Genomic DNA, 24,760 nt, shown 5'->3' on the forward strand with positions numbered 1-24,760 from the left:
TGGTCGGGGTGGACCGGCCGGAAAGTGTGCCGATCATAGAGGCTGGCTGGAGCGCCGATCCAGCTCCGCCACGGGACGTGGCACTCCGGAGGGACAGGGGCCGGATGGGGTTGCCGTCGACCGAGGCTGCCGAGCGATCGTTTCTGCTCGGTGCTGCCCGCGCTCGTTGTGTGCGTGAACGCCGCCCGATCGGTTGCGGCCTCCTTTGTGACTTTCCGTGACAGCCCCGCTCGTCACCCCCTCACTCGACTGGGGCATTTAAAGAGGGCAAACATCAACGAACCCGCACAGGGTGGGTGAGGTCTCGTAGTCCGCACCCGGAGGTTGACGTGGAGCGTCAGCTCCCCTCGTGGGATCTCCCCCGTGGAGGGGAGTGGTCCCCCCGCACCCGCAGCATCGCGGCCGCCTTCACCTCGATGGCCGCGCTGGCCGCCACCTCACTGGTCGCGGGTCCGGCCGTCGCCGAGCCGGTGGCGAACCCCTGCGCCCTGCGGCGCACGGCCGTGCACCACTCGGAGGGCCTGGACACCTGGAACGCCAACTACCCGCGTCCTGAGCGGAGCCTGGACGCGGTGATGATCTTCCTCTCGTTCCCGGACTCGGCGCCGCGTGCCACCCCGGACGAGCTGACCGCCGACTACTTCCCGGCCACCGGCCAGTTCTTCCAGCGGTCCTCGTACGGCAGGTTCGCGCTGCACCCGCAGCTGCTGCGGCGGTGGATCGAGATGCCGGACGACTCGGTCTCGTACGAGATACAGCGCGACTGGGCGCCCGCGAAACGGAGCGCCTATCTGCGCGACGCCATCGCGGCGGCCGACCCTTCGGTGGACTTCGGGCAGTACGACATCGTCTACCTGGTGGCCGACCCGGACGCGCCCGGTGTCGACTCGGACGCGACCAAGGTGGTCAACTTCGACCGGCCGATGCGCGCCGACGGCACGGACATCCGGCGCATCGTCACGGTCTTCGAGCGGCATCCCCCGGACCGCAACGTGCTGGCCCACGAGACCGGGCATGTCTTCGACCTGCCCGACCTGTACCACCGCCCGGTGGACGGCAAGGGCGACTGGGACACCCATGTCGGTGACTGGGACCTCATGGGCAGCCAGTTCGGGCTGGCCCCGGACTTCTTCGGCTGGCACAAGTGGAAGCTCGGCTGGCTTCAGGGGCGGCAGGTGGCGTGTATCGAGGGCACCGGCGACAGCATGGTCACCCTGGAGCCGCTGGCCGCACCGCCGACGCGGGGTCACGCCGGGGGGACCCGGCTGGCGGTCGTCCGTACCGGCAGGGGCAGCGCGCTCGCCATCGAGGCCCGCAGCGCCATCGGGAACGACCGCTCGACCTGCACCGAGGGCGTGCTGATCTACCGGGTACGCAGCGAGAAGGCGTCCGGGGGCGGTCCGGTGGAGGTGGTGGACGCCCACCCGGAGAGTGCGGCCTGCTGGGGCAGGTCCGTGTATCCGCCGCTGGCGGACGCGCCGGTGCGGGTGGGGGAGAGCTTCACGGTGCCGGGCGAGGGGGTCCGGGTGCAGGTGGCGGACCGTACGGCTTCGGGGTCCTGGACGGTGAAGATCACGACGTAGGGCCTTGCTCTGAGGTACACGAAAGGCCCCTCGCTTTCGCGAGGGGCCTTTCGTCGTCTGTGCGCCGCCAGGGACTCGAACCCCGGACCCGCTGATTAAGAGTCAGCTGCTCTAACCAACTGAGCTAGCGGCGCCTGCTGACGTCGTAGACCTTAGCACCCTGATCCGGGCGGGGAAAAATCGATATCCGTACCGCGGCACGAGCCGCCCTGACCCCGGCCCAGAGCAGCGCCTCGGCCCCCGGCAGCCACGGGTGCCGGGTGTCGGGAGCGACCAGCCAGCGGGAGTCCAGACGCCTGGTGGATGCCGCGTCCGGGTCTGTGACCAGGGGCGGGACCGTCACCGCGTCGCCGGTGCCATGGCAGAGCGGCAGCGGTACCTCGGGGCTCCACTCCTCCCACTCCAGGAGCGACGGCAGCCGCTGGGCGGTGCCGGGGGCGGCGAACAGCAGGGTCCGGCCGCGGTGGGCGGCCACCGGACCCGTACCGGGACCGTCGTCCCATAACCGGTCGAGCATCGCGCGCCCGAAGACCGCGGGCACGCTCACCACGTCGAACGTGGAGCCGCAGGGCAGGACGACGGGCGCGGTCGGACGGGAGTCCCAGAGCGCGAGCGTGCTGCGCGGGTACGGCGTCGCGGAGGCGAGCCAGGCCAGGCCGTCCGGGGTGACCAGGGTCGGGGCCGGGGAGGGGGCTGGAGCCGGGGCTGGGTGCATGCGGCTAGGTTTACCGTCGGTGAGGGGGGAGTTTCCCGGGGTTACGGGAAACGCGTACGCGGCGGGGTGTGGGCGAGTACCTTGCCCGCCGCGTCGTGTGCGGTGCGTGGTGGGTGGGTCGGGGGCCCGCCGGGGGGTACGTGCTCCCGGCGACAGACCACCCCGTGGTGGCGAGGGCGCCCGGCGGCGACTGTCGTCGCTCCGCGCACCCCCCCGCCGTGCCCCCTTCCGTCGTCGCGCGCGTGCGCGTCGGTGGGATTGAAGCACCTGCCTGAGGGTGCTGGCTTGGCTACACTCCCGCTGCATCGGCGCGACAGAGGGGGGCGGCGATGGCCGGGGGAGCTGGTGTGTCCTTCGCGGGCTGGGAGGACCCGGCGGACGAAGGGGTCTACCAAAGAACCGTCGAGGCGTGCCTCGATGATCATCGAGTGGTCCGGAGGCTTGACGCGCGGCCCACGGTGACGGCAGGCGCGGTCCGTGCCGCCATGGACACCGAGGAGAACACCGCGCGGGCCATGCAGCCGTGCGTGGGTTCGTACGCTGGTCACCGGGACGCGGTCGGAGATGTGCAGGGGGTCAGGGCGGCTCTGTCGCAGGCGTTCTCCGAGGTCGGCTTCGACCTTCGTACGGTGGTCGGTTGGCTGGCCTGTGTGGGGTGTGTCGGCTGGTTGTTCGTGCGCTTCAACCTGAGTTCGAGTTATGGCTACGTCTTCGTGACCGTTGCTCCGGTGTGCGTCGTGGGAGGTGTCGTTGGCTGGTGGATCTACGAGGCGGCGGCGTCGCTGCGGAACCTGCAGAACCAGGTGATGATCGTGGGGTACCTCCTCGTGCTCCCGATCTACTTGTGGGACGCCAGGGACAAGGCGAGGAAATGGGAGCACGACCTCACGGAGAACGGCACGGGGCCCGTGGTCCACCAGGTGATCAGCGCACTGCTGGGAGACGATCCCCATTCGGTCTTCCTGCCCGACAGCTACGACGGGCTGCGGGCCGCCGGCGGACGCGGGTATGTGGTGTCCAACAGTGCGACCCATCGGCTGGAGCGGAAGCTGGCCATCCTTGACGGCGGCACAGTCGCGGTGTGCGGTCCGCGCGGCGCCGGTAAGAGCACCCTGCTCGACATGGCCGTGAGGAAAGACGACTTCGCCGTCCGGACCCATGTCCCGGCCACGTACACCCCGCACGACTTTCTCGTCTCCCTGTGCGTCGCCATCTGCGAGGAGTACATGCGGAGCCTGAAGTACGAGGTTCCGTCCCTGACCCGGCTGTCGGGCTTCGTCCGCTCGTTCCGTCGGCTGCGCGGTTTCCTGAGCCGGTCCAGGTACCGCCTCTCCTTCGGAGTGCCCGGTGCCGGGCTTGTCGTCCTGGGCTCCTGGGCCGCCGTGCGCTCGGTGTGGCACGAGCGCAGGGGGCCCGTGCTGTCGTGGGCCGGTGATGTCGGTGACCGGTGCGGCGAGCTGGCCCGTGATGTCTGGCAGGGCGACAATCTCGGTGTCGGCCTTCTGATCACCTTGGTCGGCCTGGGGGTGTGGACACTCCGGAAGTCCGTGCGCTGGCGCAGCCGCCTGAGCGCCGTGCCCAGGGTCCTCTGTCTTCTGGCGGCCATAGCGCTGGTGTGCGGATCGCTGCTCAGTATCGGCCTCGATTCCGATGTGCGGCGGCATGCGCCTGAGATGGCGCGGGGCCTCTTCGTTCCGGGGGAGTTCGCCCTGCTGGTGTTGTCGGCGTCTGTGTGGGCGTGCGGACATCTCCTGAAGGAGACCCGGGTCCGTCGGGCACGGCGCGGTCTCGAGCCCTGGGCCGGAGCGCGGCACCTGCTCGGGCCCCGGCTGTTCACGCCGCTCGCCCTGTGCGGAGTGGCCGGGTTCGTGGCGGCCTGGCGGGCGAACGAGCACGCGACCGCGATCGTCCTGGACGACCACAACCCCGACCGGCTGGTCGGCCTCATCGCCGGATGGCTGCTGTGGCGCGTGGCGCGCTGGCGGCCCAAGCCATCGGCACCCCCCTTGGTCACTCTGTGCGGCGATCTGCTGTACCGCCTCAAGACAGTCCAGGCCACGTCGGGCGGGCTCAACCTCGGCGCCTCCCCGGTCGTCAGCCTCGGGAGCGCTCACTCGTCGTCGCTCTCCCTGGCGCCGGTGACCTTCCCCGAGCTGGTCAGCACCGTGCGGAACCTGCTGGCCAACGTCGCCGACGAAGTCGCCGTGCGGGGTCATCGGACGGTGATCACCATCGATGAACTCGACCGGCTGGGCACCGAGGCCCAGGCGCGGGACTTCCTCAACGAGATCAAGGCGATCTTCGGCGTGCGCCGCGTCTTCTACCTGGTGTCAGTGGCCGAGGACGTCGGTGCGGCCTTCATCCGCCGTGGGCTTCCGCACCGCGACGCCACCGACAGCTCGCTGGACGACGTGGTGCACGTCCAGCCGTGCACCATCCAGGAGTCACGGGACATCATCAGCAAGCGCGCTCCCGGACTCACCCCGCCGGGCGCCACCGCAACGTCTCCCTACGTCCTGCTGGCGCACGCCCTGTCCGGGGGCATCCCCCGCGACCTGGTCCGCTACGGGCGCCGCATCGTGGAGATCCGTGAGCGGACCGACTCCATCGAACTGGTCGATATTTCGCGCCTCCTCGTTCTTGAGGAACTGCGCGACACGCTCGCCGGCTTCCGTACGCTGCTGAGCAGGCACAGGTGGACGCCTGGGAACGCCGACGTACTGGGTCGTTACCGGGATCTGATGGACCAGCTGCAGTCCACCTGCGCCTGCCGCGCCGACGCCGTCACGCACGCGCTCGAACGGTTCGCCGCCGGTCCCACGCTGTCCTCATCCGGCTCTGGGGGTATGCCCGAGGACGCGGCCGTGCTGATCGACGAGGCCTCCGCGTACGCGTACTTCGGTCTCACCCTGCTTGAGGTGTTCAGCACGCCCGGTTTCGACCAGCGAAGCGCGCGGGCCGCGGGCCGCGGTACGGAAGGGCATCCGCAGTTTCTCGCCGAAGCCCGGCTGGAGCTGAGTGTCTCGCCCCACAGTGCGCGTCAGCTGATCAGCGACGTCCGCCTGGTGTGGAGGCTGCCCGCGGTCGTGCCACAAGCGTCCGCGGGCACCATCCCCGGACCGCGCGAGCCGCAGTGTCCCCTGCACCCGCGGAGTTGAGCGAAAGTGCGACGTCAGTCCGTGGTGTTCGCCCGCAGCAGCTCCCGGCCGAACTCGACCATCCGCTTCGCGTAGTCCTCGGTCCACTCCGCCCGCTCCGCGATCGCCGCGGGTGTCAGCCGGTCGAACCGCCGGGGGTCGGCCAGCTGCGCCGCCGCGATCGCCTGGAACTCCATGGACCTGTCGGTGGCGGCCCGGAAGGCGTGCGTCAGTTCGGTGGCTCGGGCCAGCAGCTCCCGGGGGTCCTCGATCGACTCCAGGTCGAAGAAGTGCTCCGGGTCGGCAGCCGCCTCCGCAGGCTCGAAGAGCAACGGTGCGGGTCGCAGCCGCGGCTCGGTCCGCTCGGGCTCCGCCATGGGTTCTCCTCCTCGTACGAGTGCGCTTCCATTGTCCAGGAGCGCGCAAGTACGCCTTGGCGGGGCGCCTCATGCCTGTTGAGAGCCTGTCTTTGAACCCCCGCCTGCGTCCCGACGCCCGGCACGCACCCTCGCCGCACGGCGCCGCAGGACAGGTGGCTCCGGCACATGACCTGCGACGCCGCACGCCGATGGCACGCACCGGCCGTATCCGACAGCCTTCCCCACTCTCGGCTTCGCTCGAGCGGGAGGTGCCCCCCTCGCGGCGGGCGCTGCGCCCGCCCTTCGGGCGAACGACGGGGGTTCAAAGACAGGCTCTCAGCGGCACCTGTCCGCCGCCTCGATGATCCGCGCCGCCTCGCCGAGGGCCGCCCGCAGTACGGCCGGGTCGGTGACGGGTCCCGTGTCGGTGGGCGGCAGGAGCCAGCCCGTGCCGGCGACCGGGGGTGCGGGGGCGAGGGGGCGGTCGCCGCCGAAGGTCTGGGTGCAGGCGCTGCCCGGCAGGTCCCAGGCGTCGGCGGTGCCGGGGGGTACCAGAAAGCCGAGGGTGTCGCAGCTGCCGTCGTGCAGGACGGGGCCGACGGCCGGTGCCGCGCCGCGCCGGAGGATGTCCACCGCCTCAAGCCCCTGTCGGGCTGGGACGGTGACCAGGTCGCATTCGCCATCGAGGTCGCCTGCGCGCTCGTCGCCCGCGACCGGCAGCGCGTGCGTGGCGGAACGGTCCTGCATGGGCTTGTGCTGTGCGGTCGAGTGCTGGGCGGGTTGGTGCTGTGCCGATGAGTGCTGTGCGGTCGAGGCGGTCGGGGGTGAGATCTGTGTCGGGGGTGACGTCTGCGTCGCCCGGGAGCCGCCGTTCTCCGTTCCGGCCTGCAACAAGGGAACCCCTCCTCGCTCGAGAGGACGCGGTGTAGCCCCCTCTCCGCATGGTCCAACGCCGGACCGCGTCAACAGCTACGGCGTTACACCGCCTCATTGAGTGGCAGTTCATGGCAGAACCTGGGTGAGATTTCCGGTTTGTAGCCAAACTCCGCATAGCGTCCCGGACCCAGCCGGTACGTTCATGCTCCGTCGGAGCCGGGGCGGCCCACGGGCCGCGCTCGCGTACTCCGGCACTGAACATCACGAGAGGCCGTGGCCAATGGCGTCGTCACCAACGGCATCGTCAGCGGGGTCCCCCCGACCGAACCTCGCCTTCCGGCGGCTGCGCGGACAGCTCTCACCGGGCGAGTTCGCCTCGGTGGTGCGCCGGGCGGCCCGGGAGATCGACGAGCACGTCGCCTGCGACGCGCGGTACATCGGCCGGGTCGAGTCGGGTGAGATCCGTTGCCCGAACTACGCGTACGAGCGGGTGTTCCTGCACATGTTCCCCGGCCGGACGCTGACCGACCTGGGGTTCGCGCCACGGGAGACGGTACGAGGGCGGGGGGCGCGCGGCGCTACCGTCACGCCGCCTGCGCACACCACGCTCCAGAACACCCACAGCACACAGAGCGATGAGGAGAGCGACGTGCTGCGCCGCGCATTCATGACCGGGGGCACGGCCACCGTGGCCGCCGTCTCACTGGGCCTGGCCGGCCTGGGCGCCGAGGCCGCCGCGGCCACCGGCCCGCGCGCCGCGGGCGGCCGCGGCAAGGCGGGACGGGCCGAGGCCGCCGCGGCCGAAGACGCCGTACGCCGCATCCGGCTCCTTGACGACCGGCACGGCGCCGACGGCCTCTACCAGCGGGCGGCGACCGAGCTGCGCACCGCCTACGCGCTGCTCGACGCCGGAACGTCCCGGCAGTCCACGGCCGACCGGCTGCACAGCAGCGCCGGTGAACTGGCCATCACCGTGGGCTGGCTGGCCCATGACTCGGGCCGCTTCGGCGACGCCCGCTCGCACTACGCGGAGGCACTGGCGACCGCGCGGATGGCGGGGGACACGGCCCTGGAGGCACACGCCTTCTGCAACATGTCCTTCCTCGCCCGGGACGCGGGCCGCCACCGCGAGGCGGTACGGGCCGCGCAGGCGGCGCAGCGGTCGGCCAGGGCCTGCGGCTCGGACCGGCTGCTCTCGCTGCTCGCGCTGCGCGAGGCGGGCGGCTGGGCGGGGCTCGGGGACAGTGCGGGGTGCGGGCAGGCGCTGGCCCGCGCGCGGTCCCTGTTCGACCGCGGCCCATCGGACGCGGACCCCGAGTGGATGACCTTCTACGGCGAGGCCGAGCTCTCGGGTCTTGAGGCGCAGTGCTGGTCGGCGCTGGGCAACTGGCCACGGGCCGCGCGGTACGCCCGGTACGCGGCCGCGCTGCAGAACCCGCACTTCACCCGGAACCTCGCGCTGTACACCTCGGAGCTCGCCGACGACCTGGCCCGCGCGGGGCACCCGGACGAGGCCGCGGCGGCCGGGCACCAGGTCCTCGACCTGCTGGACGAGGTCCAGTCCTCGCGGGTGCAGGCGATACTGGCCCGCACCAGCCGGATGCTGGCCGGGCACCGGCGTGCCGCGGGCGTCGACGGCTTCCTGGACCGGCATGCGGCTTTGCCGCGTACGGCCTGACGGGTCCGGCCGCGCACGGTCTGACCGGTCCGCTCGCGTACCGCCTGACCGGTCTGTGCGGCGGGGCGGGTGCTACCCGTCCAAGTGCCCCGTGTCGTTCCACGACTCGATCGCCGGCTCCCCGTACGCCCATCCCAGGATCGACAGCGAGGTCGGGTTGAGCCGGATACGGGCCGCGAAGTCGAGCGGGAGGCCGAGCCAGCGGGCCCCTATGGCGCGCAGCATGTGCCCGTGGGCGAAGAGCAGCACATCGCGGTCGGCGGAGCGCGCCCACCGTACGACCTCGTCCGCACGGGCCGTGAACTGGGCGAATGTCTCCCCTTCGGGGACGCCGTCACGCCAGATGAGCCACCCTGGGCGCAGCGCGTGGATATCGGCCGGGGCCAGTCCCTCGTACGCGCCGTAGTCCCACTCCATCAGCGTGTCCCACTCCTTGGCCCGGTCCCCGAAACCGGCGATGTCGCACGTCTCACGCGCGCGCAGGAGCGGACTGGTGCGCACCTCCACGTCCGGCAGGCCGTCCCACGGCGCGCCCTGGAGCCGGTCGCCCAGCAGCTTGGCGCCGCGCCGCCCCTCGTCCAGGAGCGGGATGTCCGTCCTGCCGGTGTGCTTGCCGGCCAGCGACCATGCGGTCTGTCCGTGCCGTGCCAGCAGGATGCGCGGTGCCATGAGGTCACTCCCAAAGGTGTGCAAAGTACGTTCTGCGGACAGGTCACGACAGCGCTGGCGTCCCGCCCCATCCATCATCGCGCACCTTGGTGAACTCCTCGACAAACAGCCCTGTGGCGCAACCCCGGACCTGATCTCCGCGTCTTTCCCGCACGAACCCGTACGAAGCCCCAGGGCGGTGGCGGCGCCGACCGGGGCGGCCGCGTCGCCCCGGACAGGTACCCGTAGGGTGGACGACCGGCCCGACCAGCCTTCGGTCGCCGAGCACACAGAGGGGGAGCGATCGGATGCCGCGTAATCGGGTGCCTCGCACCGACGGGCGGCCTCGCGTCTGGAGCGAGCTGCCGCTGATCGTCGTGGTGTATGTGGCGTACTCGCTGGGGCGGTTGGTCGTCCGCGGAGACGTGTCCACGGCCGTCGACAACGGCCTGGCGATCCTCCGGCTCGAGAAGTCCCTGACCCTCAACGCCGAGCACCCGCTGAACCGGCTCTTCACCGACCACGCCTGGCTGGGCGTACCCGCCGACTTCGCCTACGCCTCACTGCACTACCTGGTGACGCCCGCGATCCTCGTCTGGCTGTTCCGGAACCGCGCCGTGCACTACCGCGCGGCCCGCACCTGGCTGATGGGGTCCACGCTGATCGGCCTGGTCGGCTTCACCCTCATGCCGACCTGCCCGCCGCGGCTGCTCGACGCGAGCCACGGCTTCGTCGACACCATGGCCCAGTACAGCTCGTACGGCTGGTGGGGCGCCGAGGCGAGCGCGCCGCGCGGTCTGGGCGGCATGACCAACCAGTACGCGGCGATGCCCAGCCTGCACGTCGGATGGTCCCTGTGGTGCGGGGTGATGCTGTGGCGGCACGGGCGTACGCCGCTGATGAAGACCCTAGGCGTCGCCTACCCGCTGCTGACCACGATCGTGGTGATGGGCACCGCCAACCACTACTTCCTGGACGCGGTCGCGGGCGCCGCCGTGATGGGGCTCGGCCTGCTGCTCACCCGGCCCGCGCTGCGGCTCTCGCAGCGCGTGCGGTCACGGTTCGCACCGGTCGCGGCGGCCGCGTCCGGCGCTTCGGCCCCGGTTGTCAGTGGCGGATGCGAGACTTCCGCAGGTGAGCGAATTCCCCATCAGCGCGGGACCGGCAACCGCCCCGCCGACGCGGACAACGGGGCCAGGGACGGCACCGGCGACACCGCTGCGACAGCGGCTCGCTGAGCTGCGGGGCCCCGCGGCCCCGCCCAAGCCGCTGGACGCCCGCGCCCTGGCCGCACTCGCCGCCAACCCCGGCTGCCGACGGCGCGCGCTGCTGGACGGCGCGGGCGTGGACAAGTCCGTACTCGCCCAGGCACTCGGCTCACCGTCGGGGTTCGGCCAGTCCCAGTTCGCGTTCGTCCGGGGGAACGCCTTCGAGGCACGCGTGAAGGCGGACGGCGGCGCCGATCTGCTGCGCCTGGTGTACGAGCGCGTCGGTGGCGGCCCCGAGCCGGTGCCCGGCATGGCGGCCACCCCCGATCTCACGGCGGCTGGGCCCGAGGGCCGGGCCGCCCGTACCGCGCTCGCCCTGCGGGAGGCCGCCGGGGCCGGGGGCTGGACCCTGCTCGACCATCCGATGCTCGCGCTCGACGTCGCCGGGTCGGTGGCCTTCCTGGAGCCGGACGCGGTGGTGGTGCATCCGGACGGCCACTGGACGGTCGTCGAGATCAAGTCCTTCCCGATGATCGACGGCTCGGCGGACGCCGCGAAGGTGGGCGCGGCGGCCCGCCAGGCGGCGGTGTACGCCCTGGCCCTGGAACGGGTCGCTGACCGGATCGCCGGGCCCGCGGCTACCGCGCGCGTCCACCACCGCGTCCTGCTGGTCTGCCCCAAGGACTTCTCCAACCTCCCGACCGCGTCCGTCGTCGACGTCCGCAAGCAGCTGTCCGTGACCCGGCGCCAGCTGGCCCGGCTGACCCGGATCGAGGACATCGCCGCCGCGCTGCCGCCCGGCACGACCTTCGACCCCGAGCGCCCGGCCGACGAGCTGACGGCCGCGGTCGAGTCCGTTCCCGCCGCGTACGCCCCCGAGTGCCTGGCCGCCTGCGAGCTGGCCTTCCACTGCCGCGAGCGGGCCCGCGCCGAGGGCACCGTGACCGCGCTCGGCCGCTCCGTACGGGGCGAGCTCGGGGAGCTCACGACGGTGTCCGGGGTACTCGCGGCGGCCCGCGGCGAATCCGGCGATCCCGACGACCCGACGGTGGCGGCGCTGCGCCGCGCGGCGGCACTGCGCGCGGAGGCCATGGGAGGTCCGCGATGTCGCTGACCGCAACCCTCGCCCGCCTGGAAGCCGTACAGACGGGCCGGGCCCAACCCGTAGCCACCGTCCGGCACCGCCACCTAACCGACCGCCCACTCGTGTTCGTCCCGCTGACAACGGCGGGCGAGGCGGGCGCCCCCCTGGGCGCCCTGGTCGGCACCGACCGCGACGAACCCCGGCTCCTGGTCGTCCCCCAGCCCCGCGACCGCGACCTGAGGTTCGCGTTCCTCGCGGAGCTGGCCGAGGTCGTCCTGCCCTACGTCGACGGCTTCGCGGCCGACACCGAGGCCGCCGAACGCAGCGAGACCGACCCGGAGACCGGCAAGCGCGTCAAGGTCGAGGTCGAGCTGTGCACGGACGCCCCGCAGCTGGTCGTGCCCAGCAGGGCCGGCGTCGAGTACGTACGGCTGCTCGGCCGGTCCATGCGGTTCCGGCGCACCGCGGAACAGGACCCGGACACGCCCTACCCGGCGCCACCGCGCGTCCCCCTGCTCGGCCGCTGGCTCACCCACCTTGGGGAGCGGGCCAGAGTGCCGGGGTCCGCGCTGCTGACGGCCATGACGGACCTGCTGTCCCGGCACTGGGCCAGCGGCCAGTCCAGCCTGGAGGACCAGCACCTGGGCGCGCTGCTCGCCTGGATCGACCCGCCGCCGGGCGAGCTCGGAGCCGAGGCGGCCCTCCGTGCCGAGCTCGCCAGGGACACCCACGGCCAGCTCCTCTGCCCGCCCGCGGGACCGGCCACCGACCCGGCGTTCGACAACCGGCTCCTCGCCCCCGCCATCGAGCGCTACGACCACGCGCGTACGGCACTCGCGGCCGCCGAAGACGGCCTCGCCGCCGACCGGCAGCTGGCCGAACTCACCGCCGCCGAGCAGCAGATCCGCGTCCTCGTCGAGAGCCGGACCCGACCCACCTGGGACGCCGTCTGGCGCGGCCTTGACCTGCTGCGCGAGCTGCCCGAAGGCGACCGCGCGGCCGAGCGCTGGACGCGTGACCGCTGGTCGTACACCGGTCACCAAGGCCGCGTCCTGGCGGGCGAACCCCCGCAGCCCCGCCAGGACGACGCGGTCACCGCGGCGGGCAAACTCGCCGCGCGCGAGACCGCACAGGCCCGCCTCGAAGCCCAGGAGGCGCTGGACGACCCGCTGGTGATGGCCGGGCGCCGGCTGGCCGGGGAGGCCTTCGCCGGTGAGGTGACCGAGGTGGTCATGGCGTACAGCGAGAGCAAGCGGCCCAGCCCGCGGCCGTTGGTCACGGTCCGTACGGACGACCGGCCGCACCTCGGCGAGGGGGCCAAGGTCTACCGCTCGCTGGCGGGCAAACCCCAGTCGGCTCAGTTCGTGGCGTACGAGGCGGACGGCGCGGTGGTGTTGCGGCTGCTGGACAAGATGGGGCGCGGCAAGGAGCCGGAGGCCGGGTCGGTGCCGGACAAGGGCGACCGGGTCTGCTGGACCCTGTTCGACCACGCGCCGAGGGGCGGGCCAACGCTCCCCGAGCCGGAGGAGACACCGTGGACCCACGGCGGGCCCCCGGAGGCCCACGGTGACGCGGTGGCCGTGCCGCTTCCCGACCCGGTGACCGAGGAGGACCTGCTTTGAACCCTCCCCCAACTGACGCGAGGGGATTCCTGGCTCAGGAAGCCCCGAGGGTCAACGCCCGACAGGGTCTTACTCCCTCTACACCAGCCGGGACGGAACCTGCCCGGTGGGATACAGCGAACTCGGAGGTGCATGTGCTGTCTTGGCTCTCGATCAGCACGCGCGGGAGGCTTGGTTCTCGCAACCCGCGCCCGGCACGCTACCGGACGAGAGGGATCAGGTGACCGAGCCGTTCGACCCCGGCGCCGCCGCCGACGAGGCCACCCGTGCCATCCTGCGCGACACCCTGCACGGCACCGCACGCGGCGTGGTCGTGGACTCGCCGCCCGGCGCCGGGAAGTCGACCCTGGTGGTGAACGCCGCCCTGGAACTGGCCGCCGCCGGACGCCCGTTGATGGTGGTCGCCCAGACCAACGCCCAGGTCGACGACCTGGTGCTCCGCCTCGCCGAGAAGCAGCCCGAGCTGCCCGTCGGGCGGCTGCACAGCAGCGACGCGGACCCGTACGACAAGGCCCTGGACGACCTGGCCAACGTACGCAAGTCGGCGAAGGCGGCCGACCTCGCCGGGCTCGACGTCGTCATCTCCACGGCGGCCAAGTGGGCGCACGTCAAGGGCGTCGAGCCCTGGCGGCACGCCATCGTCGACGAGGCGTACCAAATGCGCTCGGACGCGCTGCTCGCCGTGGCCGGACTCTTCGAGCGGGCGCTGTTCGTGGGCGACCCCGGACAGCTGGACCCGTTCGCGATCGTCGGCTCCGAGCAGTGGGCCGGGCTCACCTACGATCCGTCCGCCAGCGCGGTGACCACCCTCCTCGCGCACAACCCGGAGCTGCCGCAGCACCGCCTGCCGGTGTCCTGGCGGCTGCCCGCGTCCGCCGCGCCCCTGGTCAGCGATGCCTTCTACCCGTACACGCAGTTCCGCAGCGGCACCGACCACGGCGACCGGGCGCTGACGTTCGGGGTCGCCGCCGACGGTTCCGCGCCCGACCGGGTCATCGACGAGGCGGCCGCGTCCGGCTGGGGTCTGCTGGAGCTGCCCGCCCGGCACACCCCGCGCACGGACCCCGAGGCGGTCCAGGCCGTGGCCCAGGTGGTCCGCCGCCTCCTGGACCGCGGCGGCGCGACCCTCAGCGAGCGCGCGCCCGACCCCACCCCGCTCACCCCCGACCGCATCGCCGTCGGCACCGCCCACCGCGACCAGGCCGCCGCGGTCCGCGCGGCCCTGGCCGACCTCGCGGTCAGCGGCGTCACGGTCGACACCGCCAACCGCCTCCAGGGCCGCGAATACGACGTCACCGTCGTCCTGCACCCTCTCTCCGGCCGCCCCGACGCCACCGCCTTCCACCTGGAAACGGGCCGCCTCTGCGTCCTGGCCTCCCGCCACCGCCACGCCTGCATCGTCGTCTGCCGCGCGGGCGTAGCCGAACTCCTCGACGACCACCCGTCGACCGAGCCGGTCCAACTCGGTGTCACGGTGAAGTTCCCGGATGGTTGGGACGCAATGATGACCACGTATGATCACCTGTCCAACCACCGGGTGTCATGGCGGCCGTAGCGCAGATAGGCCCCCTCCCACCCCACCAGGAAGGGGGCGACTCCTCAGGTCACTCCGGTGTGCGTGAGTACCGTTCCAAGGCGGCCTACGATGTGTTGGTGTCCAGGAGTTTCAGCTCCCAGGGACCGGTGTTCACGTCGAAGTCCTTGCCGAATCCGACCCACTTACCGGCCATGCGTCGGCCTGTCGGCTCGACGAGCATCTGAACGGCTCCGGCAGGTATGCCGCTGACGGACATTCGGCTGGCACTGGCTGGCTGGTCCAGTGCGGATACCGATCTTGTGCGCAAGCTGCTTCAGGCGCACCTGCGCCGTCTTGAACTGGGGCTGTCCGATGCCCGCATTGAGTTCTCCACGGTCCGAGCAATACTCGAACGCAGGGAGAATCCCATGGCTTTGCTCCACACCGACGCAGTCCGGATGGCCGTCTCCGCGCCCGAGCTGGCCGCCGCCCTCGACGCGGTCCGGTTCGCCGCCGGTACCGACCCGGAACTGCCAATGCTCGGCGGTGTCCTGTTCGACATCGAGGGTGAATCACTCCAAGTCGTGGCCACCGATCGGTGCCGGATGGCCGTCACGCATGCCGCTACCGCCGGCCACGGCGGGCCCCGCGTGCAGGTCATCGTGCCCATCCCGCTCGCCGACGCGATGCGCGCGCTGCTGAATGGCGAGGAACCCGTCCAGCTCGCCGTGGACGGTGGCCGCGTGACGTTGGAGACCGGGGACCGGGAGGCGGCCGGTCAGTGCCTCGATCACGACTTCCCCCATTACCGTCGCCTCGTCCGCCTGCCGACAGGGCGTCGGTCACTCGTCGATGTGCCGGCTTTCCGTGATGCGCTGGAAACCGGCCCTGTCCGGGCAGGCGGGGTGCGCAAGAAGGACGGCATGCCCTGCGACCTCAGCGTGCTCAAGGTGGCGGCCGACGGCTCGGTGACCGTTTGCGAGGACGGTGACGATGACCCGAACCACGTCGCCGTCAACCGCGAATTCCTGCTGCACGCGCTCGCTGCCGGAGCCCGAGACCAACTGATTCTGGAGTTCGGCGCTGCTACGGCGCCCCTGGCGATTCGCCGATCCGACACCGAGAACACGTTCTCGATACTGATGCCGGTCAGCCTGGACAACTAGCGGCAGAGGGGACAGGCGCCTCCGACTGCTCGCTCCTGCGTAAACCGGACGCGGGGGCGAGCTCGTAGGATCTTCCGCTTTTGGGTGCCAATTGGCACGGCTGCGGTGGGATTGTTGCGACCGACGGCCGTTGTGCACCATTGTCGGTGTCAATTTCGGATCACGCAGAATTCTGGATGCTTTCCAGCTCAGCTTCAATGACACCCTTGAAGATCTTCAGGGCTTGCAGATCCCATTCCTTTTCGTCGCTTGGCTCCACGGCGTCAGAAAGGGTATCGCTTTCCTTCGATGTCACATCATTCGGCGAGATGACGTAGATTTCCATGTCTCGGCTCTTGTCCTTCGAGTGCCCCCAGGCGAAGAGTCGAAATCCTGCCTTCCGGAGGAATGGCCCACGTTCCTTCCATTCCTCCATGGCGGACCACTTCGCGGCGTAGGTCTGTCCCGTACCAGTGACCTCCCACCTGCCGGGCACGAAAGGTTCCTCCTTCAACGCTTCGAGATTGACGGCATGCCGTTCCATGGTTCCCGTGATCGAGGCGACCACGGCAGGGGAGGACGCCAAGGAAATAGATTGCGCCAGGTTGTCGATGGCGTGCTCCAGTTCCTTGATTTTCTTCCTGTTGTCCTTGCCTGGGATGTAGCGGCGTTCCGTGATCTCGTCACCACCCAACTTGGAGAGGAACGCGTGCTCCGCGGTGGCGTAAATCTCGCCCTGCGGCCATGAGGTGGAAAAATCACACGCCTTCCCGTTGGACCACGACGAGCAACGGAAGTACTTGTGGTGCCGCACCTCCCCCGTGTTCAGCTTTCCTACTGAGCTGTTCTCGTACATCTTCTTTCCGCACGGGCAGTACAGAACGCCCGTCATGGGAGATGCATTGGACTTAATTCCCGCCCGGTGCTGACCGAGCTCCTTCACAGCCACTTGCAACTTGTCGAACTCATCGTCATCCAGGACCGGATCAGCCCACCGCACGGAAATGCCGTCACGCAGCAGAGGCTCACCTTTATGCATGGCGACTCCCTTCAGGATAGGCTTTTTCAGGATCTTCCCCAAGATGGAAGTCGTCCACTTGGTTCCTTTGAGTTGCGTCTTGACGCCGGCCTTTTTCTCGGCTGCGTTGACGCTCCGCTGGTAATCCTGCGATGTGAGGACGCTGCGCGCGTTCCAGTCGTTGCAAAGGCGACTCATGCTCCACCCCTGCTCCGCGATGCGCTCGTAAGCCTCTCTGATCAGAGGGCCAGTCACGGGATCAATCTCCAGCTTGTAGCGCTGCCCGCCCTGGTATTCCGTGAGCGTCGGACGATACCCGAAGGGCCATGTGCCGCCACCCCACAACGATTCGTCCCTGTAGTACTGAGTCTGATTCCTGCGCTTCTGCACGATGGCTTCCCGGTACTCCTGCGCTTGTGTCGCCTTGATGTAGGCGATCATTCGGCCGTTGCCCGGAGTGATATCCAGCGAAGGGTCATCAAGACAGATGACATCCTTTCCGCTCTGGTAGCACTTGTCCGCGAACATTTCCCAGTGGGTCTGATTGCGAGTGATGCGGTCAAGCGAAGTGACCATGATGGCGTCCCACTCGTACCAGAGCGGTTCACGCATCCACCTGCCCAGACCAGGCCGCTCCTCCGGGCTGATCGCTCCAGAGACGAACGAGTCCTCGACATCCCCCACGGCGTCGTACCGGCCTTCGATGGCCGCACCGTCCAGAGCCTCAGCTTGCCGCGCCAGGGCGGAGCTGTCCTCAGAGTCCCGACTGATGCGGCGCATCTTCAGAACACGGGTGCCAGGTGACGGTTTGTACGGCATGTCGTTCCCCCTCTATACAGCGGTCTCTCATGTACAGCGGTCTCTCAAAATTACATGGTGATCTTGGAATCTGAGGCCTGAAACACGAATCACGCGACCTGGCTGGCGGAGCATCGGGCTGTGTGGGGTGTGGCCGGGTTCGGGCGTGGCGTCCGTAGGGACGGTCAGGATCAACTGGTCTTTCCTCGTGGCTGATTGACGCCTAGGGTCGGGGTCAGGGGGTGACGCGTGGAGCTGGTGTGGAACGGGTTGTTGCTGGCCACGGCGATGGCCGGGGACGACGCCGCACGGTCACGCTGGGAGGCGCTGGACCGTCTCGTACGGAGTCCGCTGCCCCAGGGCGTCACCTGCCCGACAGGGGAGCGGGAGCTGTCCGCCCTCGCGGCCGCTCCCTCCGACGCCGCGCGCGCCGGTGAGCTGGCGGTGGCCCTGGCCGAACGCGCCCGGGCACAGGAGGGTTTCGGCGAGGCCCTCGCCGCCCTCTGGGCAGCGGGCGGCGGAGTGGGTGAAGGAGCGGCCGAGGGCGCGCACGTCAACCTGATGGTCGGCGGGCAGCACGGCACGGTCATGCAGATCGGCAGGGTCGGCGAGCTGACCGTCAGCACACCCCCGCCGCCCGACCCCGCCTACCTGCGGGACCCCGGGTACTGGCCCGGCGCCGGGACCTGGGACGGGCTCGCGGCCGGGGTGCACCGGGCCCGCCCGGGCGACGACGCCAGCACGCTTCCCCCGTACGTGGCGCGGGACTGTGACGAGACGCTGCGGGAGCGGCTGGCCACCGCCGCACACGAGGGCGGCCTGGTGCTGGTCACCGGCGACTCCACGGCGGGCAAGACCCGCGCCGCCTTCGAGGCGCTCAAGGCCGTCCTGCCCGGCCACCGTGTCCTGCGGCCCGCGACGGCCACGGACGTGGCGGCGGTGGCACGGGCCGTGGCCCGCGCGGAGGTCCCCTGTGTGGTCTGGCTGGACGACCTGGAACGGTACCTGGGCCCCGACGGGCTCACGCCCGGCCTGCTGGCCGAGCTGGCCCGTACCCCCGCACCCGTGCTGGCGACCATGCGGCTGAGGCAACTGGACGGGTTCGGCCCACGGGCACGGGCCTGGGACCCGCAGGACCCGCAGGACCCCGAAGCGGGCGACGCGCGCGGCGGGGCCGCAGCCCTCGGCGCCCAGGTCCTGAACGTCGCGGAGCGCGTGGACGTCGACCGGGTGTGGAGCCAGCCCGAACTGCGCCGCGCCGGGAGCGTCGACGACAGCCGTATCGCGGACGCGGTCGCGCACCACGGTCCGTACGGCATCGCCGAGTACCTCGCGGCGGGGCCCGCCCTGCTCCAGGAGTGGCGGGACGCCGCGCACCCCGGCGGCAACCCGCGCGGCGCCGCGCTCGTCGCCGCCGCCGTCGACCTGGCACGCGTCGGACTCGAGGGTCCCTACCCCCGCACGCTCCTGGTCGAGGTGCACCAGCACCACCTCGCCGAAGCCGGAGGCCACCGGCTGCGCCCCGAGGGCCTGGACGAGGCCTTCGCCTGGGCCGGCGAGCTGCGGTACGGGGCCACGAGTCTGCTGCTCCCCGCCGAGGACGGCGACGGCTGGGAGGTGTTCGACTATCTCGCCGACCACACCGAGGGGCCGGTGCCCGTCGTGGTGTGGGACGCGGCCCTCGCGTACGCGACACGGCCCATGGACCGCTTCGCCGTAGGACACGCCGCGGTCGCCGCGAGCCTGTGGCATGTGGCGGAAGCGGCCCTGCGCCCGCTGACCGCCGATCTGCCGGAAGCCGCCTACCTCCTCGGGTGCCTGCTGGACCTCCAGGAACGGGGGGAGGAGGCCGAGGAACTCCTCCGTTACGCGCTGGAGTCCGGGATGGTCCCGGCCGCCACCCAACTCGGGCTGTACCTGGCGCGTTTGGGACGCGAGCGTGAGCCCGAGGCCGAGGCGTGGCTGCGGCTGGCCGCGAAGCACGAGGACCGCCGCGCGATGTTCATCCTCGCCGAACTCCTGCGCCAGACGGACCGGGAGGAGGAGGCGGAGGACTGGTACCGGCGGGCCGCGGACGCGGGCAGCGTCCCGGCGCTGGCCGGGCTCGGGATGCTCCTGGCCGAGACCGGGCGCGAGGGCGAGGCCGAAGAGCATCTGGGCCGCGCGACCGACGCCGGGAACAGCGGCGCCGCCGCGGCCCTGGGCCTGCTCATGGCCAGAGCGGGACGGACGGACGACATCGCGGAGGTCACCCGGAGGTTCGGGGGCACTCCCCGGTTCGGGCTGATGCAGGTCGGGATGGCACTCAGCCTGGCGGCGATGGAAGGGAACCCCGCCAAGGTCGAACAGCTCTACACCCGTGCCGCCGTCACCAGCCGTATCGAAGCGGCCGACTCCCTTGATGCTGAGGTCCTCCTGGTCCGGCGCACCGGGACCGCGGACGACGCGTACTTCCACTGGCGGGCCACCCGAGGCGATGTGTACGCCGCGCTCCAGCTCGCGGGGCTCGTGGAAGACCGGAACCCCGGCTTCGAGGACGAGCTGCACCAGAGCATCCTGGACGCCGGCAGGTCGGGCGACAACGTGAAGGCGGCCGCACTCGCCCGCCCCGCCGCCGACGCGGGAGACAACACCGCCAGGTCTCTCCTGATCACGGCTCTCGCGCAGATGGGGTGTGCGGAGGAGGCCCTGCCTTACGCGCGGCAGGCCGTGGCGGCGGGCGAGGAGGCCAAGGGCGCGAAACTGGCCGTGCTGCTGCTTCTGACCGGGCGCGACGAGGAAGCCGAGCGCCACTGGCACACGCTTGGCGACAAGGACGCCGCGGACGCCTACAGCAGCAGCGGCTACTTCCGGGGCCTGGCGGAAGTGGCGCGTTACAGGGAGTCGGATGAGGCCTCGGACGGGGCCTTGGATGAGTCCCTGAAAGAGACCCGACTGAGCTCCTTGACCGCGCGCGAATGCCAGGAGCGGGTCGAGGGGTACCTCCGCGTGGCGGCCCGGCTCGGCCACAGCGAGGCCGCCGCCGAGCTGGCCGTACTGCTGGACGCGTCCGGGCGGAGCGAGCAGGCGACGCCGTACCACCGCCAGGCGGCCGACGGCGGTCATCTGGAGGCCGCCTTCACGACCGCCGTACGGCTGGAGGCCGCGGGCGACGCGGAGGCGGCCGAGCGGTACTACCGCCGCGCGGCCGACCGCGAGCACGCGGGGGCCACCAGGCGACTCCGCAAGCTGCTGGCCAGGACGGGGCGCCGGGACGAGTCCCGGAACTACCGGCGCCGGGCAGCCGCGACCGCCAGACGCCAGGGCCGCCTGGAGGCCGGAGCGGGACAGAAGGCCGCGTGGATCCTTGTGGTGGCGGGCTCGTTGAGCCTCTTCGCGTGGGTCCCCTTCCTGTACGCGGCGATCCGGCGCGGGAGACGTACGGACTGGTGGGCGTGCGGTGTGTTCCTGTTGGCCGCGGTCGTGGTCGTGTGGGGGGCTCTCACCGCGAACGGTCAGACCCCGCACGAATTCTTCGGATCGCTCATGTGGACCGTCATGGGAGCGGCCGGGTTGATGCTCTGGATGACGGTGTTCGACGAACCGAGCAGCTAGGGAGAACCGGCACCTAGGGAGACCGAGCACCTAGGGAGACCGAGCACCTAGGGAGACCGAGCACCTAGGGAAACCGGGCACCCGGGGAGACCAGGCACCTGGGGAGCGTGTCGCCCGCGCCCCCGCCCAGGTCGATAATGGCCCCGTGGCCAGGAGAAAGCGGGAAGTGGAAGCCGTCGTCGAGCGGGTGGACGGTGGGCTTGCCGAGCTGATGCCGGATCCGGAGCGGGGGCGGGCCTGGACACTGCTGGTGGACGGTGCGCCGCAGTCCCACGTGGACCTGGACGATCCGACCTATCTCGACTTCGCCTACCAGCGCAGGCTCGGACATATCGCCGATCTCGTCGCGCCGCCCGGCAAGCCGGTGCGTGCCGTGCACCTGGGCGGCGGTGGCTTCACGCTGGCCCGCTATATCGCCGCCACCCGGCCGCGGTCCACGCAGCAGGTTGTGGAGCGGGACGCGGCTCTGGTCCAACTGGTGCGGCGCGAGCTGCCGTTGGACGGCAACGCGCGGGTGCGGGTGCGGGCCACCGACGCCAGGGAAGCGCTCGCCAAGATCCCCGACGGCTGGGCCGACCTGCTGATCGCCGATGTGTTCAGCGGCGCCAGGACCCCGGCCCATCTGACCAGTACGGAGTTCCTCGCCGACGTACGCAGGGTCGTCAGGCCGGGCGGCTACTACGCGGCGAACCTCGCCGACGGTCCGCCGCTCGCCCATCTGCGCGGCCAGATCGCCACCGCCGCCGCCGTGTTCCCCGAACTCGCGCTCGCCGCGGACCCGGCCGTGCTGCGCGGCAGGCGGTTCGGTAACGCCGTACTGCTCGCATCCGACCAGGAGCTGCCGATCGCCGACCTGACCCGTCGCATCGCCAGTGACCCGCACCCCGGACGGGTCGAACACGGCCGGGCGCTGAAGGACTTCACCGGGGGAGCGGCCGCCGTGACCGACGCGGGCGCGGTCGCCTCACCGGCACCGCCGCCGGGCGTGTTCCGGTGACGGGCGTATTCCGGTGATGTGACCGCACGGCCGGTCAGCGTTCGTCGATCTCCACCAGTGGCGATCAGCGTTCGTCGATCTCCACCAGTGGCGCGTGGTCGTGCCAGGTGCAGAACACCGAGATCTCGCGGTCGCCCTGCGTGAAGGTGACCCTGATCCACTTCGGCTGCTTCCACACCTGCATCTGCCAGCCGGAGTTCGGCGTCGCGGAGACCAGTTCGGCCGATGACGCCTTGATGTCGAAGACGACCCGGCCGCCGTCGACCGTGTAGCCCTTCACCTTGCCGCTGGGGGCCTTGGCCGTAGGCGTGCCGCCGCCGTCCGGGGTGCGGGACGGGGCGCCGGAGGCGCTTGGCGTGCTGCTCGACGGCCGGTCGGTGGCGGGGGACTTGTCGTCCTCGGGCTTGCCCTGGTCCTTGTCCGTCGCGCTGGGCTTCGGGGACTCCTTGGGGCGCTGTGTGGACGCGGACTGCGGGCGGTCGTCGCCCGCCGACCCGTCCGTGGAGCCGTCCTGCGGCAGGCCCGCGATCGGCAGCGCGCGGGGCCGGTCGTACGCCGTGCCCGACATCACCGTGTGCACACCCCACCAGGACAGCGTGACCGCTGCCGCGGTGGCGCAGGTCCAGGCCGCGCCGTGTATCAGTCCTCTTCGCATCGCGGGGCCATACTGCACCATGTGCGCCAGCCCTGTGCAGAGCTGGCCTGAAGACGACCCCGGTCGCCCGTATGGCGTACGGTGCCGCCCATGGCAAGTGTGCTCGTCGTCGAGGACGACCAGTTCGTGCGCTCCGCCCTCATCCGGCATCTGACCGAGGCCTCGCACACGGTACGGAGCGTCGGTACGGCTCTTGAGGCGCTGCGCGAGGTCGCCCATGTCCGTTTCGACCTGGTGATCCTGGACCTCGGACTACCCGACCTGGACGGGGCCGAGGCGCTGAAGATGCTGCGCGGCATCACCCAGGTACCCGTGATCATCGCGACCGCCAGGGACGACGAGGCCGAGATCGTCCGGCTGCTCAACGACGGCGCCGACGACTATCTGACCAAGCCGTTCTCGGTGGAGCACCTGTCGGCCCGGATGGCCGCGGTGCTGCGGCGCTCGGGCGGCCAGGGCGGCGATGCGCCCGCGTCCCGGGCGATCCGGGTGGGCGGGCTCTGTATCGACCCGCTGCGCCGCCAGGCCGAGTTGGACGGGACGACGCTCGATCTGACCCGGCGCGAGTTCGATCTGCTGGCGTTTCTCGCCGGGCGCCCCGGCGTCGTCGTATCGCGCAAGGAACTCCTCGCCGAGGTGTGGCAGCAGTCGTACGGGGACGATCAGACCATCGACGTACATCTGTCGTGGCTGCGGCGGAAGTTGGGCGAAACCGCCGCCAAACCGCGCTATCTGCACACACTGCGGGGTGTGGGGGTCAAGCTCGAACCACCGGAGCCACCGCGATGAGGTGGGCGTTGGTCAGGGTCTGCCTGGCGGTGACGGCGATGGTCGTGATCGCCTTCGCGGTCCCGTTGGGCCTGGTCATCAAGGAGATGGCCAGCGACCGGGCGTTCTCCAGCGCCGAGCGGCAGGCCGCCGCGATCGGGCCGACGCTCTCCATCACCACCGACCGCGACCAGCTGACCCGCGCGGTCGCCTCCACCCAGGCGGGCGCGGACGGCCGGATGGCCGTGCACGTACCGGCGGCGGGCGACGCGTCGGCCGTGGAGATCGGCCAGCGGCGGGCCACCCAGCGCGACCTGGCCACCACCCGCGAGACGGGCAGCGCCGCCATCGCGGACGCGCCGGGCGGCTCCGTCCTGCTGCAGCCCACCGCCCTGAACACCGGGAAGATCGCGGTCGTCGAGGTCTTCGTACCCGAGGACGAGGTCACCAACGGGGTGACCACGGCCTGGGCGGTGCTCGCCGTGGTCGGGGTCGCGCTGATCGTCGGCTCGGTCGCGGTCGCCGACCGGCTGGGCGTACGGATGATCCTCCCGGCCAAACGGCTTGCGGGCGCGGCCCAGGACCTGGGCGAAGGGCAACTCAACGCGCGGGTCCCCGAGGAGGGGCCGACCGAGCTGAAGTCGGCGGCCGTCGCCTTCAACTCGATGGCCGACCAGGTGGTGCGGCTGCTGGCCAACGAACGGGAGCTCGCCGCCGACCTCTCGCACCGGCTGCGGACCCCGCTGACGGTGCTGCGGCTGAACGCGGCCTCGCTCGGCGACGGGCCCACCGCCGACCAGACCCGGGCCGCGGTCGAGCAGCTGGAGCACGAGGTCGACACGATCATCCGCACCGCGCGCGAGGCCAAGCCGCAGCCCGGGCAGGGCGGCATCGGCTGTGACGCGGCCGAGGTGATCCGGGAGCGGATGGACTTCTGGTCGGCGCTCGCCGAGGACGAGGCCCGCGAGGTACGGGTCGCGGGCGTGGACCGTCCGGTACGCGTCCCGGTGGCGCGGGCCGATCTGAGCGCGGCGCTGGACGCCCTGCTCGGCAACATCTTCCGGCACACGGCCGAGGGCACCGCCTTCGCGGTGGATGTGCACAGCGCCGACGACGCGGTGATCGTGCTGGTCTCGGACGCCGGTCCCGGCATCACCGACCCGGAGGCCGCGCTGGCACGCGGCGGCAGGCCCGGCACGTCCCAGGCCGTGGGGTCGACCGGGCTGGGCCTGGACATCGCGCGGCAGCTGGCCGAGAGCACGGGCGGCGACGTCCGGATCGGCTCGTCGGTGCTCGGCGGTACGGAGGTCCGGATCTGGCTGCAGCTGGACGGGCGGCGGGCGGTGTCGGGGCGGCGGG

The 24,760-nt window shown here is 71.3% G+C and carries 17 protein-coding genes, 1 tRNA gene and 2 pseudogenes; 12 read left to right on the plus strand and 8 right to left on the minus strand.

Annotation, left to right across the window (positions count from 1 at the left end):
- Positions 1 to 329 precede the first annotated feature (329 nt).
- The gene (locus U9R90_RS33035; protein ID WP_411060787.1) at positions 330 to 1,583 is read left to right on the plus strand and encodes a M6 family metalloprotease domain-containing protein; all 1,254 of its coding nucleotides are present in this window, start codon (positions 330 to 332) and stop codon (positions 1,581 to 1,583) included.
- Positions 1,584 to 1,643: 60 nt separating this feature from the next.
- Here U9R90_RS33035 and U9R90_RS33040 read toward each other — a convergent pair.
- Positions 1,644 to 1,717, minus strand: a tRNA-Lys gene (locus U9R90_RS33040).
- Positions 1,708 to 2,298: a bifunctional DNA primase/polymerase gene (locus tag U9R90_RS33045; RefSeq protein WP_411060789.1), complete on the minus strand. Its 591-nt coding sequence runs from the start codon at positions 2,296 to 2,298 to the stop codon at positions 1,708 to 1,710. The genes U9R90_RS33040 and U9R90_RS33045 overlap by 10 nt, the downstream gene beginning before the upstream one ends.
- Positions 2,299 to 2,627: 329 nt before the next feature.
- On the opposite strand from U9R90_RS33045, the gene U9R90_RS33050 reads away from it, so the two are divergent.
- Complete coding sequence (locus tag U9R90_RS33050; RefSeq protein WP_411060790.1) at positions 2,628 to 5,456, plus strand: hypothetical protein; 2,829 nt, start codon at positions 2,628 to 2,630, stop codon at positions 5,454 to 5,456.
- Positions 5,457 to 5,470: 14 nt separating this feature from the next.
- Here U9R90_RS33050 and U9R90_RS33055 read toward each other — a convergent pair whose 3' ends face one another.
- A complete protein-coding gene (locus U9R90_RS33055; RefSeq protein ID WP_411060792.1) occupies positions 5,471 to 5,812 on the minus strand; it encodes a hypothetical protein in 342 nt (113 codons plus the stop codon).
- 318 nt (positions 5,813 to 6,130) lie between these two features.
- Complete coding sequence (locus U9R90_RS33060; RefSeq protein WP_411060794.1) at positions 6,131 to 6,541, minus strand: hypothetical protein; 411 nt, start codon at positions 6,539 to 6,541, stop codon at positions 6,131 to 6,133.
- Positions 6,542 to 6,950: 409 nt separating this feature from the next.
- Here U9R90_RS33060 and U9R90_RS33065 point away from each other — a divergent pair, with 409 nt between their 5' ends.
- A complete protein-coding gene (locus tag U9R90_RS33065) occupies positions 6,951 to 8,348 on the plus strand; it encodes a hypothetical protein (RefSeq protein WP_411060795.1) in 1,398 nt (465 codons plus the stop codon).
- Positions 8,349 to 8,420: 72 nt separating this feature from the next.
- Here the strand turns inward: U9R90_RS33065 and U9R90_RS33070 are convergent, their stop codons facing one another.
- A complete protein-coding gene (locus U9R90_RS33070; protein ID WP_411060797.1) occupies positions 8,421 to 9,017 on the minus strand; it encodes a histidine phosphatase family protein in 597 nt (198 codons plus the stop codon).
- Positions 9,018 to 9,304: 287 nt separating this feature from the next.
- Between U9R90_RS33070 and U9R90_RS33075 the strand changes: the two genes are divergently transcribed.
- The 4 genes from U9R90_RS33075 (at position 9,305) to U9R90_RS33090 (ending at position 14,465) form a co-directional block, all read left to right on the plus strand.
- The gene (locus U9R90_RS33075) at positions 9,305 to 10,234 is read left to right on the plus strand and encodes a phosphatase PAP2 family protein (RefSeq protein ID WP_411060799.1); all 930 of its coding nucleotides are present in this window, start codon (positions 9,305 to 9,307) and stop codon (positions 10,232 to 10,234) included.
- On the plus strand, positions 10,131 to 11,318 hold the full coding sequence (locus U9R90_RS33080; RefSeq protein WP_411060801.1) for a hypothetical protein: 1,188 nt from the start codon (positions 10,131 to 10,133) through the stop codon (positions 11,316 to 11,318). Before U9R90_RS33075 ends, U9R90_RS33080 begins: the two co-directional genes overlap by 104 nt.
- On the plus strand, positions 11,309 to 12,910 hold the full coding sequence (locus U9R90_RS33085) for a hypothetical protein (RefSeq protein ID WP_411060802.1): 1,602 nt from the start codon (positions 11,309 to 11,311) through the stop codon (positions 12,908 to 12,910). The genes U9R90_RS33080 and U9R90_RS33085 overlap by 10 nt, the downstream gene beginning before the upstream one ends.
- A 220-nt stretch (positions 12,911 to 13,130) precedes the next feature.
- Positions 13,131 to 14,465 carry an AAA domain-containing protein gene (locus U9R90_RS33090; protein ID WP_411060804.1) on the plus strand — a complete coding sequence of 445 codons (1,335 nt, stop codon included), beginning with the start codon at positions 13,131 to 13,133 and terminating at the stop codon, positions 14,463 to 14,465.
- An 85-nt stretch (positions 14,466 to 14,550) separates the two neighbouring features.
- Here the strand turns inward: U9R90_RS33090 and U9R90_RS33095 are convergent.
- Positions 14,551 to 14,679: pseudogene (locus tag U9R90_RS33095) on the minus strand (XRE family transcriptional regulator); the annotation flags it as partial.
- Between the two features lies 1 nt (position 14,680).
- On the opposite strand from U9R90_RS33095, the pseudogene U9R90_RS33100 reads away from it, so the two are divergent.
- Positions 14,681 to 15,592 (plus strand): annotated as a pseudogene (locus U9R90_RS33100) (DNA polymerase III subunit beta); the annotation flags it as partial.
- A 160-nt stretch (positions 15,593 to 15,752) separates the two neighbouring features.
- Here the strand turns inward: U9R90_RS33100 and U9R90_RS33105 are convergent.
- Positions 15,753 to 17,408: a recombinase family protein gene (locus tag U9R90_RS33105; RefSeq protein WP_411060806.1), complete on the minus strand. Its 1,656-nt coding sequence runs from the start codon at positions 17,406 to 17,408 to the stop codon at positions 15,753 to 15,755.
- 228 nt (positions 17,409 to 17,636) lie between these two features.
- Here U9R90_RS33105 and U9R90_RS33110 point away from each other — a divergent pair, with 228 nt between their 5' ends.
- Positions 17,637 to 20,981 carry a hypothetical protein gene (locus tag U9R90_RS33110; protein ID WP_411060807.1) on the plus strand — a complete coding sequence of 1,115 codons (3,345 nt, stop codon included), beginning with the start codon at positions 17,637 to 17,639 and terminating at the stop codon, positions 20,979 to 20,981.
- Positions 20,982 to 21,126: 145 nt separating this feature from the next.
- Positions 21,127 to 21,978, plus strand: a complete 852-nt coding sequence (locus tag U9R90_RS33115; RefSeq protein WP_411060808.1) for a spermidine synthase — start codon at positions 21,127 to 21,129, stop codon at positions 21,976 to 21,978.
- A gap of 64 nt (positions 21,979 to 22,042) precedes the next feature.
- Here U9R90_RS33115 and U9R90_RS33120 read toward each other — a convergent pair whose 3' ends face one another.
- Positions 22,043 to 22,633 carry a hypothetical protein gene (locus U9R90_RS33120; RefSeq protein WP_411060809.1) on the minus strand — a complete coding sequence of 197 codons (591 nt, stop codon included), beginning with the start codon at positions 22,631 to 22,633 and terminating at the stop codon, positions 22,043 to 22,045.
- Positions 22,634 to 22,723: 90 nt separating this feature from the next.
- Between U9R90_RS33120 and U9R90_RS33125 the strand changes: the two genes are divergently transcribed.
- Together U9R90_RS33125 and U9R90_RS33130 are read left to right on the plus strand one after the other, a co-directional pair.
- Positions 22,724 to 23,422, plus strand: a complete 699-nt coding sequence (locus U9R90_RS33125; RefSeq protein WP_411060810.1) for a response regulator transcription factor — start codon at positions 22,724 to 22,726, stop codon at positions 23,420 to 23,422.
- Positions 23,419 to 24,760 (plus strand): ATP-binding protein (locus U9R90_RS33130; RefSeq protein WP_411060812.1); only part of this gene is annotated, 1,342 nt, incomplete at its 3' end. The genes U9R90_RS33125 and U9R90_RS33130, both read left to right, overlap by 4 nt.

Origin of the sequence: Streptomyces sp. E11-3 (assembly GCF_046540415.1) — a bacterium.
Classification (GTDB): Bacteria; Actinomycetota; Actinomycetes; order Streptomycetales; family Streptomycetaceae; genus Streptomyces.